Genomic DNA, 12,307 nt, shown 5'->3' with positions numbered 1-12,307 from the left:
TTAAATAATATAATTAAATTTATACATTTTAATTAATAAGTGGAACTTTGAGGATATAGTAGTGCAATTTAGTGTTAATAATGAAGTTGTTACATTTGATGAAAATGAGTATCAATCTGACTTCGATGATATTGTTGATTTAATTAATGTTAAGTTAAATTTAGAACATCAACGTTTATTTGAATGTCACTTTGTTGATAAAGCAACAATATTAGATATCAATACTAAGTATCGAAACAAAAACTATGTGACCGATGTTATTTCTTTTGCGTTTGATGATTCAGAAATCATTACACCACTATTAGGTGAAATGTATATCTGTTATGAGAAAGCAATTGAACAGGCTAAAGAATATAACCATTCACTACGTCGTGAAATTTGCTTCTTATTTACCCATGGTTTATTACATTTATTAGGGTATGACCATGAAAATGAAGCAGATGAAAAAGTAATGTTTAAATTACAAGATGAAATTTTAGAAGAATTAAAAATTAGCCGTTAGTATGGAAACAATAGTAAATAAAAAATATGGAATAGTAGCAATTGTTGGTAAACCAAATGTAGGGAAATCATCCCTTATTAATGCCATTAGTAAAAGTAAGGTATCAATTGTTTCAGCTAAACCACAAACAACAAGAAATGCGATTAAAGAATTGTATGAAGATGATGATAGTGTCATTATTTTTACAGATACACCTGGGTATCATAATGAAGCTAACAAACTTGATATTTTCTTAAATCATGAAGTTGAAGTAAGTTATAAAGAAGCTAATTTGGTTTTACTTTTAACAAGTATGGATAAACCATTAAGTGAAGATGATTATAAAATTATTGACCATATTAAAGAAAATAAAAAAGAAAAGATCATTTTAGTTGTTTCAAAAGCTGAAACAGCAAAAACACAAGAATTAATCGATCAACGTGTAGCTAGTTTAAAACAACATTTAGATTTTTTAGATGTAATTCAGATCTCATCAACTCATAACATTAATATTGATAAATTACTAAACACAATTAAACAATATTTAAAAAGTGATGTAGTAACTGATTATTTTCGTTCAAAAGCTGATAAAACCGATAAGTTTTGAGTTCAAGAATTGATTAGAGAACAATGTCTTGAACTACTAAAATATGAAGTGCCACACGGTATTGGTATTGAAATCAATGAAAGTAAGTATGATAGTGCAACTAATCACTGATTAATTAATGCAACAATCATCATTGAAAAAGATTCACACAAACCAATTGTGATTGGTAAAGATGGGCAAGTTATTAAACAAATCGGGATGAATACTCGTAAACAACTATTAGCTACATATGATTGTGACATAACATTAAAATTATTTGTTAAGGTTGAAAAAAACTGACGAGACAATAACACAATTGTTAAAGGATTAGGTTATAAAATTAATCAATAAAGATGGCTGAAATAGTAACAAAAGGTTATTTGGTTGCACGATCAGACTACGATGTTTTTGATGAAATATTAACTTTTATTAATGAACACGGAAACCGGTTTGTAATGTTTGCTTATGGTACAAGAAGGATTTCATCTAAAAATGCACGAAGTTTATTCTTTGGTAATTATTTAGAGTTTGAATTCTTTCATGCGAGAGCTGAAAATAAAATGAGCAAACTCAAAAAAGTAGTTAGTTTAGATCAAATTGATTATAAATATGAGAACACATATAGCTTAATTATCTTAAGTCAATTAGTTAGTAGTGTTGTTGAATTTAACTATGATTATTATCTCTTTTATCAAATGATTTTAGGTTATGTTTTATTAGAGATAGATGATTATTATACAGCTTGTTTTTTAATCATTAAATTTATGTTAATGAATGGGATTGTATTTAATTTAAATAGTTGTGGTGTTTGTAATAGTAGGATGCAATTACAAACACTTGATTTAAATCAACAACATTTAGTTTGTCATGATTGTTTTGAATTAAACCCAGATTTAATCCAGTATAACATTAAATGTTTAAAGTTGTGACATAAACTAGCAAAGCTTAGTAATATTACTAATAAGGATGAAGTAGATAGTAATACTGCAAAAGCACTTTTAAAAATATTAGGTCATGTTTTGTATGATAAATTAGGTATTTATTTACTTTGTTTAAAACATATTAATTAACAAAAAGGATTGAGATTATGAAAAAAAGATATCAAAATCAGGAAGAATTAGTTAATTTTCTAAAAACTAATGGTTTTGTATTTGCAAACTCTGAAATTTATAATGGACTAGCAAATGCTTGAGATTATGGACCACTTGGTGTTTTATTAAAAAACAACTTAAAAGCAAGTTGATGAAAAACATTTGTTACAAAACAAAAAGATATTGTTGGTCTTGATTCTGCAATCATTAACAATCCTTTAGTATGAAAAGCAAGTGGACACTTAGATAATTTTTCAGATCCATTAACTGATTGTAAAGCTTGTAATGCTCGTTTTCGTGCTGATAAATTAATTGAAGACTTTGATAGTTCAATTCAAATTGCTGAAAATACAGATAATGAAACATTTGCAAAAGTTCTTAAAGAAAACAACATTAAATGTCCAAATTGTAAAGCGTTTGATTGAACACCAATTCGTCAGTTTAATCTAATGTTTAAAACATATCAAGGAATTATAGAAGATGCTAAAAATGTAGTTTATCTTCGTCCTGAAACAGCACAAGGAATCTTTGTTAACTTTAAAAATGTGCAACGGTCAATGCGTTTACATGTTCCTTTTGGTGTTGCTCAAATTGGAAAAGCATTTAGAAATGAAATTACACCAGGTAACTTTATTTTTAGAACTCGTGAATTTGAACAAATGGAGATCGAATACTTTTTATATGAACAAGAAGCATATAAGAAATTTGATTGATTTGTAGATAAGATCACTAATTGATTAGTTAATGATTGTGGCTTAGATCAAGAAAATTTAAGATTACATAACCATCCTGTTGAAGAACTATCACACTACTCAAAGAAAACAGTTGATTTCCAATATAAGTTTTTACATGGTTTCTCTGAATTATACGGAATTGCTTATCGAACAGACTTTGATTTATCAGTGCATATGGAATTATCTAAAAAGGATTTAACTTATTTAGATGAAGCTACAAAAACAAAAATAACGCCACACGTTGTTGAACCATCAGTTGGTGTAGAACGATTGTTATATGCTATTTTAACTAATAATGCCTATATCCAAACCCTAGAAGATAACGAAGAACGAATCTTATTAGATTTAAAATATGATCTTGCTCCTTATAAAGTTTGTGTACTACCATTAGTTAACAAACTTAAAGAACAAGCAAACTTGCTTTATGAAAAAGTCTTAGATCTAAATGTTTCAGCTACTTATGATAGTGCTGGAAGTATTGGTAAAAGATATAGAAGACAAGATGCAATTGGAACAGTATATTGTTTAACAGTTGATTTTGAAACCGATTTAGAATCAGATGATCCAACATTTACAATTCGTGAGCGTAATACAATGGCTCAAAAACGAATCAAACTAAGTGATTTAGCTTCATATCTAAACCAAACTGCTCATGAATCAAAATGATAAATCACTAAATGGTTTCTTTAAAGAAATTAAAGAACGATTAACTGTTTCTCAAATTGCTAATAACTTCGTTCAACTAATTGGTTCAAACGGTAGTTTTCGAGCTCTTTGCCCTTTTCATGCTGATAGCAACCCATCTTTATCAATTCATGATAAAAAAGGTGTTTATAAGTGTTTTTCTTGTAATACTGCTGGAGATTTAATTAGTTTTTATGCTAACTATAAAAAAATTAGTTATTATCAAGCAGCTATTAAAATCAATGAAGAATTTAATTTAGGAATTAGTATTAACCAAAATTTATCTAAAGCTTTTAAAGAACAGAAAAAATTAGAAAGAGTATATAAAATCAATCAAATTGTATCTAATTTATATACTCGTTTTCTTAAAGCTGAACAAAATAAAGATGCTTTAGCTTATTTATTAAAAAGAGGGATTAATCAAGAAATTATTGATTATTTTAAAATTGGTTATGCTCCAAAAGAAAACTTTATCAATGATTATTTTTTAAATCATCAAATTGATGATGTTGATGAGTTTGGAACTAATGATCTAGGAAATTGATCATTACTAAGTTTAAATGAAACAGGAGAATGAAACGATTTCTTTAAAAATCGGATCATTTTTCCCATTTGTGATCCTTATAATAACATTGTTGGTTTTAGTGCAAGATCAGTTGGTAATTACACTCCTAAATACTTAAACTCAAAAGATAGTGATGTTTTTAAAAAACAAGAACTATTATATAACTTTAATAATGTTCTTAAACTTAGTGAACAAGAAACTAATAAAATCATAATCATTGTTGAAGGGTTTATGGATGCTATTGCACTATATAAAGTTGGTATTAAAAATGTAGTAGCAACAATGGGAGTAGCTTTAACAACTAACCATTTAGAATTATTATTAAAGCATCAATTCAAAAACATTATTTTTTGTTTTGATAACGATCAAGCCGGTATTAGTACAACCATTAATCAAATCAATAAATTAGCTGATTATAACTTTAATATCTTTGTAGTTGATCAATCATTCTGAAACACTAAAGACGTTGATGAATACATTCTAAAGTATGCTAATGATCAATCAAAGATTGCTCAACTAATCAATGGTTTTAATGAACCATTGCACATTAGTGTTTATTTAATGTTAAATGAACTTAAAAAAATCAATAATAATTTAAATTCAATTACTAAAATCAATTTACAACAAGCTTGAAAAAAGATTATTAGTAATTATGGCGAAATGGCTCAATTTGATTTTTATAAACAATCTTTTTTAGATTATTTAAAGATTGAACTAAGCCAAGAAGATGTTAAACATTGATTATTTAACAAACAAACTTATACTAAATCAATTAAGCAAGATACTAATCGATCATTTAATCAGAATTTAGCTAAAGATATTAGTTATAAAAATGTAACAGAAGAGTATACTAAAAACAAAAAACCAATTACTAAGATTAAAGATCCAATCAATGATGCTAAAAAGAAATTAGAAAAAGCTTTTTATGCTTATTTATTATGAATTTTAAAAATCAATGAAGTAGTAATTAACCAACCACTTAAAGTAATGATTTTTAAAATTATTTGTGAAGAAATCAATGAATGTTTACTATTTTTATCAGAACGTAATGAACTAGTTTTCTTAGAGATCCTGGAATGATTACATGAACTTTTAAATGTTAATCAAACTAAAACTATTAGTTTATATAACAATAAACAAGAACTAATTGCTTTCTTTAATGAATTTAAATCAATTAATAATATTACTCATCAATTTGCTAATGAACTAATAATTTCTTTAGAAATTGATCAATCAATTGTTGATCTAAAAGCTAACTATACTAAAAGAGGGCATGAGTTTTTAATTAATAAGTTTAATATTGCTTTTGTTGAATTTAAAAAGCAATATTTAAACTATGAACTTAAATTAGAAAACAAGAAATTAGTAGAAATTACTAATCAAATGATTATGGATGAGAATAATGCTATTAAATATAATGATATATTAGGATCAATAACTAATAAAATCTCTGAAATTAATTCATCTAAAAATAGTTTAGAAGCTAAATTAAAAATCCTAAATAGTAATTGCTAAGTACTATATTATAAAAAAGTTGCAACACTTTAGTATAAATAGGAGTATAATAAAATATAATTTATTTTTTACAAGATGGTAGGTGAGTTTATGTCAAGAGGAGTAGTAGTTGAAGGCGACTTAGAAAAAGCTCTTAAGAAATTTAAACGAATTTCTAATGAAACAAAGCGTGACTCTAAGCGTCATGAATACTATTTAAGACCAGGCCTACGTCGAAAAGAAAAAACTAAAGAGGCCAATAAATACCGTTATTAATACTAACGATATATTATAAATTCAGTCGCATTTGCGATTGGATTTTTTTCTTTTTATAAGGTTATTTATTAATGGTAAAATTTAAAGATTAAAGTTAAGGAGCAGTTATGATTTTTTCTAAAATAAATAATTTAATCATAGAAGCATTAAACAAACTAGAGATTGATATTTCAAACTTTGTAGTTGATAAAACTAAAAACATTAAGTTTGGTGATTTTTATTCTAATGTTTGTTTAGTTTTAAGTAAACAACTTAAGAAAAATCCACTTGAAATAGCTAACTTAATTAAAGAACAAATTAAAAGTGATGATTTTTTAGAAGTTAGTGTCCAAGCTCCTGGTTTTTTAAACTTTAAAATCAAACCAACTGACCACGCTCAACTATTAAATAGTATTTATCAACAAAAAAATGAGTTTGGTAATTTTACTAAAAAAGATTTAAAGATCAATATTGAGTATGTATCAGCTAATCCTACAGGATTTTTACATATTGCACATGCTGCTAATGCAATTTATGGAGATACTTTAGCTAATTTATTAAACACTTATGGATATAGTGTAGAAACTGAATACTACATTAATGATGCTGGTAATCAAATTGATAAATTAGCAATGTCTGTATTAGTTCGATATTTACAATTATTTAATCAATCAATCCAATTACCATCTGATGCATATCATGGTAATGAAATTAATTTAGTAGCAGAACAACTTAAAGCTAAATATAATGATCAATTTATTAATGCTACATTAAATGAAAATGAATGTATATCTGATCAAGAAGTTAATAGTCTTATTAAACAATTTTCAATTGATTTTATGTTAGCTGAAATTAAAAAAGATTTAGCTTCAATTATAACTAATATTCAAACATATACTTCAGAATTAATGATTCGAAATTCTGGATTAATCGAAAAAACACTTAAAAAAATCGAACCATATACTTATGTATTAGATAATGCTAAATGATTAAAAACAACTTTATTTGGTGATGATAAAGATCGGGTTTTAGTTAAATCAGATGGTTCATACACGTACTTTACCCCAGATATTGCATACCATGATTATAAGTTTAGTCATGATAATAAAACAGTTGATAAATTAATTAACATTTGAGGAACTGATCATTTAGGTTATATAGCTAGAATGAAAGCAGCAATGCAAACTTTAGGACATAATCCTGATGATTTAATTGTTGTTTGTGCTCAAGTGATGAAATTAACTAAAAATAATGAAGAATTCAAATTATCAAAAAGAAGTGGTCAATCATTAACAATTAAAGAGTTAGTTGAAATTATTGGAGCTGATGCACTACGATGATTCTTAGGTTCATCATCGATGAATTCTCATGTTGTTATTGATGTTGATTTAGCTTTATCTAAATCAAACAACAACCCACTTTATTATGTTCAATATGCTCATGCTAGAGCTAATCAAGTATTAAATAAACAACATTTAGAATTTGATTTTAGTGCTGATTTATTAACTGATGAAAAAGAAAAAGAGTTACTTAATCAACTACACTATTTCAAGCACACCATTGCAAATGCTGCACAATTATATGAACCACATAAAATTGCTACATATTTATATGATTTAGCTCAACTATTTCATAACTACTACGCTAATGTTAAAATCCATGATCAAAACAATTTAGCTGTTAGTGCACAACGATATAGTTTAGTATGATGTGTTAAACAAGTAATTGCTAATGGTTTAGCTATTATGAAAATTCAACCATATGATAGTATGTTTTAAATATTATGAATAATTTACGCAAAAGAGTATTACGTGATGTTGATGTCACAAATAAAACTGTTGTTTGTCATTTAGACTTAAATGTTTTAATTCATAATCACCAAATTGTGAATGATAAACGGATTCGAGCTTCGATGGCAACATTAAGTTATTTAATTAACCATAATGCTAAAGTAGTGGTGATTTCTCACTTAGGTAGAATCAATACGCTTGAAGATAAAACATCTGGTAAAAATAGTTTAAGAATAGTAGCTGATACTTTAGCAAGAAAACTAAAACGCTTAGGTGCAACAGTAACCTTCTCACCTGAGAATACAGGGGATAATGTTGTTGCTTTAGTTAAAGAACTTAAACCTAAAGATGTTTTAATTCTAGAAAACACACGTTATTGTGATGTTAATGAAAAAGGGGAGTATGTTGGTCTTGAATGATTAGCATCTGCTAAACTTGGTAAATTCTGAGCTTCTTTAGGAGATATCTTTATTGAAGATGCGTTTGGAGTTGCACATCGACTATTAGCAAGTAATTATCAAACAGCATCACACTCTAAAGAAAGTGCAATTGGTTTTTCAATCATTAATGAAACTAATCACATCGATTTAGCTTTAGATCTACCAAAACGTCCTTATTTAGCTTTATTAGGGGGAAATCGAGTCACTGATAAAATCGATGTGATTGAAGTCATTTGTCAAAGAGCTGATAATGTGATTATTGGGGGTGGAATTGTTTTTACCTTCTTACATGTGCAAGGATTTGATGTTGGACTTAATTTAGTTGAAAAAGAAGCAATTGAAGATTGTAAACAAATTCTTAACAACTATGGAAATAAGATCACACTTTGTTTTGATTTTTTATGTAATAATGATTTCTCAGATACTAGACCAATTTATCGTAAAATCGATGAGAACTTAGATGGATTATATGCTCTTGATATTGGTAAAAGAAGTTTAAAGATCATCAAACGTGCTATTAAACATGCTCAAACAATTCTTTGAAATGGTCCATTTGGTGTGATTGAAAACATTAAATATTATGCTCAAGGAACAACTGAAATCATTAAAGCTGTAGCTAAGCAAGCTGATAAGGGTGCTTATACAATTATTAGTGATATTGATACTTCAAACCATGCTGAATTCTTAGGGTTAGATAAACGGATTAATTTCATCTCTTCTGGTGGGGGAGCTAGTTTAGCTTATATTGCTGAATCCGTTTTACATGGGATTGATCCAATTGAAGATCAACCAATTAAACGACATGTATACAAGTAAACTAAAATAATTTATAATTTAACCATATAAAAGAAAGAAAAATAGATATGTCAAAATACACACAAAAACAGGTTAAAGAACGTGTTATTGAATATATGGAAATAGATGGGATATCACGTCATGAAGAACGTGTTGCTTCACGTCTAAAAACTAATTTAAAAGATGCTAATGTAACTTATTTAAGAGACCAATTAGGATCAATTATTTTTAAGCACAACCATGCTAAAAAAGGACCTAAGATCTTAATTGCTACACATATGGATGAAGTTGGTTATGTAGTTCAAGAAATTCTTGAATCAGGACAATTAAGTATTTCACCAATTGGTGGAGTATGACCAAATGCTGTAATTGGAACAGCAGCTAAGGTAATTGTTGATGAAAATACAAGTTATGATGGTGTATTTGGTCATACATCAATTCATATTCTAAGTCCTGAAGATCGATCAAAAGCATATCCAAATAAAGACTTATATGTAGATTGTGGATTTGTAAGTAAACAAGAAGCAGTTGATGCTGGAATTAAAATTGGGACAGAAGTTTGTTTTATAAGTCCAAAACTTAATTTCAAAAATGAAGATTATTTAGTTGGTAAAGCAATTGATAATCGGGTTTCAGTTGGAATTTTAGATTTATTAGTTAATGCTTTAGCTGATCAAGAATTAGTTAATGAAACATATTTTGCAGCAACTGTACAAGAAGAAGTTGGATTAAGAGGGGCAAAAGCTGCTGTTAGTTTAGTTAAACCAGATGTTGGTATTATCATTGATACAACAGCATCACATGATACATATAAATGTCCAGAAGGAACAACTAAACTTGGAAGTGGAGTTGCTATTCGAATTAATGATGGGGGTACTTTAGTTCACCCTGGTTTATTAGAATACTTTGAAGCTCTTGCTAAAAAGCACAACATTGATTGTTATCGATATGTTGCACGGGGCGGGGGAACTGATGCTGCTGAAGTTCAGTTTGGACCTGATGGTGGTGTATTAACAATTGGGTTCTCAATTCCTCAACGTTATTTACACTCTCCACTTGGAGTAGCTAATATGAAAGATGTAATGGCTGCATTTAATCTTGTTTATGAATTCTTAAAAGTGTTTGATGAAAACGAATTTAATAAAATTAAATTTAAATAATTCAATATTTTTAATCAATAAGCTATAAAATATTTAATTATACAGACATTAAGGAGAATTTAAATGACTGCACATAATCATGCAAACAAAGGCGAAATTGCCAAGGTTGTATTAATGCCTGGAGATCCTGCTCGTGCTAAGTGAATTGCTGAGACATTTTTAAAAGATGCAAAACTTGTAAACAATGTTCGTGGTATGCTTTGTTTTACAGGTACATACAAAAACAAATTAGTTTCAGTAATGGGACATGGAATGGGAATTCCTTCAATTGGAATTTATAGCCATGAATTATATGCTTTCTATGATGTTCAAACAATCATTAGAATTGGTTCAACTGGGGCTTATACAAAAGAATTAGATGTTAATGATGTTGTTTTAGTTAAACGTTCATATTCTGATTCAACATATCCTAAATTTATGGGGGCTGAAGTTGGGGAGGATAAATTCTTATATCCAACACAAGCAATTAATGATTTAATTCTAAAAACTGCAGAAGAACATAACATTGCTCTTAAAGAAGTAACAGCACATGCTTCTGATGTATTCTATAACAATGATTCAGAAAGTTTAGACCAATTAATTAAAAGAACTTCATCTGATTGTGTTGAAATGGAGACAACAGCTTTATTTGCAAATGCACAAGTTTTACAAAAAAATGCTGCTTGTTTATTAACTGTTTCTGACTCACTTGTAACAGGAGATGCACTATCACCTGAAGAACGTCAAACAACATTTAAGAACATGGTAGAATTAGCACTAAACACAGCGATCAAGCTAGTTTAATAATTTTTTAAAATCGTTTATTTTCGCATTATTAATTAAAAATCACTTATAATCTAGTAATATAAGTTAATTATTTATTTGATAGGGAGATGTGGTTCACGCATGGAAAACAACAACAAACCTAAAACAAGAAGCCAATTGGTTGATGTATTATCTAAAATGATTGGTCAAGACAAAAAGACGACAAAACACTTTATGGAAACATATGAGGCTTTATTAGTTTATGAACTTTCAAAAGCTAAAGAAGTCCGTTTAGGATCTATTGGTAAATTTAAAGTTACTGAGCGTGCAGAACGTAAAGCAATCAACCCTGCTACAAATGAACACATCATTATTCCTGCAAAAAATATCCCTAAATTCGCTTTTGCTAAGGGAATTAAAGAAATCGTTAATGCTGGAATTATCGTTGATGATGGTCAAGTAATGCTTGAAAATGAAGAAGAAGATTTTGATGGTGAAGATGAATTCGTAGATGAATACATTCCATCAGAAGATGAAGAATTAAACTAATTATCAATAAAATATAGAGATAAGAAACTACTTATGTGGTTTCTTATCTTTTGTTATTATTAAGTTTAGTATAATTTAAAGATATCAAAGAGCTTGAAAGTTAGTTATTTATGCCAAATTTAGTTCAAAGACAAGTAAGAGATTTGTTAAATTTTCTTAAAGAAAAAAAGTATAGTACACATACGATTGATCTAGTTCATAAATCTTTTGAGTTCGCTAACTATCACCATGGTGATCAAGTTCGTAAATCTGGTGAACCTTATATCATTCACCCGATTGCAACAACTAAGATCTTAGCTTCATGAGATATGGATGAGAATACATTAATTGCTGGGATGCTACATGATGTATTAGAAGATACATATTGTACTGAAGAAGAGATGATTAAAACCTTTGGTAAAGAAGTAACAACTTTAGTTAAGTTTGTAACTAAAGTATCAGTTTATTCTAAAAACAACCGTAAAAATAACCTTTATACGAATTTAGCTGAAAAGTATTCGATTCAAGTTTTTATGTCAATGTCGTATGATCTAAGAGCAATGATTATTAAAATCGCTGATCGTTATCATAATATGCAAACGATCCAGTATGTTAAACCAGAAAAAGCTAAAAAAGTAGCTCAAGAAACATTAGATATTTATGCAAGTATCTCAGGTCGTCTTGGGATGTATAAAGTTAAAACTGAACTCTTAGATATGTCCTTTGCTATCATTGATCCAGAAGCTTATAAATCAACTAAAGAAGCAATTGCTAACTTAATTGAAACCAATAAGAAAAAATGAGACGAAATCTTATTAAGACTTAAAAACATATTAGAAGCAAATAATATTCCTGCTCGTTTTGAAAGTCGGATCAAAGGAGTTTATTCAACTTATAAAAAGATGCAATCTGGATACGAAATTAAACAGATCCATGATATTTATGCGATCCGTGTCATTT

Annotated in this window: 12 protein-coding genes; all 12 read left to right on the top strand. The window is 28.0% G+C overall.

Annotated features, from left to right (window positions below):
* Nucleotides 1-61 precede the first annotated feature (61 nt).
* The gene (ybeY, locus tag UDIV_RS00745; protein WP_038101881.1) at nt 62-502 is read left to right on the top strand and encodes an rRNA maturation RNase YbeY; all 441 of its coding nucleotides are present in this window, start codon (nt 62-64) and stop codon (nt 500-502) included.
* 1 nt (nt 503) lies between these two features.
* Complete coding sequence (gene era / locus UDIV_RS00740) at nt 504-1,418, top strand: GTPase Era (RefSeq protein WP_038101879.1); 915 nt, start codon at nt 504-506, stop codon at nt 1,416-1,418.
* 2 nt (nt 1,419-1,420) lie between these two features.
* Nucleotides 1,421-2,137: a DNA repair protein RecO gene (gene recO / locus UDIV_RS00735; protein WP_038101877.1), complete on the top strand. Its 717-nt coding sequence runs from the start codon at nt 1,421-1,423 to the stop codon at nt 2,135-2,137.
* A 17-nt stretch (nt 2,138-2,154) separates the two neighbouring features.
* Nucleotides 2,155-3,561 (top strand): glycine--tRNA ligase, encoded by a 1,407-nt coding sequence (locus tag UDIV_RS00730; RefSeq protein ID WP_038101875.1) that lies wholly within the window; start codon nt 2,155-2,157, stop codon nt 3,559-3,561.
* Complete coding sequence (gene dnaG, locus UDIV_RS00725; RefSeq protein ID WP_038101873.1) at nt 3,545-5,656, top strand: DNA primase; 2,112 nt, start codon at nt 3,545-3,547, stop codon at nt 5,654-5,656. Before UDIV_RS00730 ends, dnaG begins: the two co-directional genes overlap by 17 nt.
* Nucleotides 5,657-5,746: 90 nt before the next feature.
* Nucleotides 5,747-5,911: a 30S ribosomal protein S21 gene (gene rpsU, locus UDIV_RS00720; protein WP_038101883.1), complete on the top strand. Its 165-nt coding sequence runs from the start codon at nt 5,747-5,749 to the stop codon at nt 5,909-5,911.
* A gap of 107 nt (nt 5,912-6,018) precedes the next feature.
* Nucleotides 6,019-7,668 (top strand): arginine--tRNA ligase, encoded by a 1,650-nt coding sequence (gene argS, locus UDIV_RS00715; RefSeq protein WP_038101869.1) that lies wholly within the window; start codon nt 6,019-6,021, stop codon nt 7,666-7,668.
* A 5-nt stretch (nt 7,669-7,673) separates the two neighbouring features.
* On the top strand, nt 7,674-8,936 hold the full coding sequence (gene pgk / locus UDIV_RS00710; protein WP_038101867.1) for a phosphoglycerate kinase: 1,263 nt from the start codon (nt 7,674-7,676) through the stop codon (nt 8,934-8,936).
* A 47-nt stretch (nt 8,937-8,983) separates the two neighbouring features.
* Nucleotides 8,984-10,075: a M42 family metallopeptidase gene (locus tag UDIV_RS00705; RefSeq protein ID WP_038101865.1), complete on the top strand. Its 1,092-nt coding sequence runs from the start codon at nt 8,984-8,986 to the stop codon at nt 10,073-10,075.
* A 63-nt stretch (nt 10,076-10,138) separates the two neighbouring features.
* Nucleotides 10,139-10,858, top strand: a complete 720-nt coding sequence (deoD, locus tag UDIV_RS00700) for a purine-nucleoside phosphorylase (RefSeq protein ID WP_038101860.1) — start codon at nt 10,139-10,141, stop codon at nt 10,856-10,858.
* Nucleotides 10,859-10,960: 102 nt separating this feature from the next.
* The gene (locus tag UDIV_RS00695; protein WP_038101857.1) at nt 10,961-11,368 is read left to right on the top strand and encodes an HU family DNA-binding protein; all 408 of its coding nucleotides are present in this window, start codon (nt 10,961-10,963) and stop codon (nt 11,366-11,368) included.
* 110 nt (nt 11,369-11,478) lie between these two features.
* Nucleotides 11,479-12,307 (top strand): HD domain-containing protein (locus UDIV_RS00690; protein ID WP_038101854.1); only part of this gene is annotated, 829 nt, incomplete at its 3' end.

The sequence above is a fragment of the Ureaplasma diversum NCTC 246 genome, assembly GCF_000731915.1.
GTDB classification, from domain to species: Bacteria; Bacillota_I; Bacilli_A; order Mycoplasmatales; family Mycoplasmoidaceae; genus Ureaplasma; species Ureaplasma diversum.
This window is presented reverse-complemented; position numbering and strand designations above follow the sequence as displayed.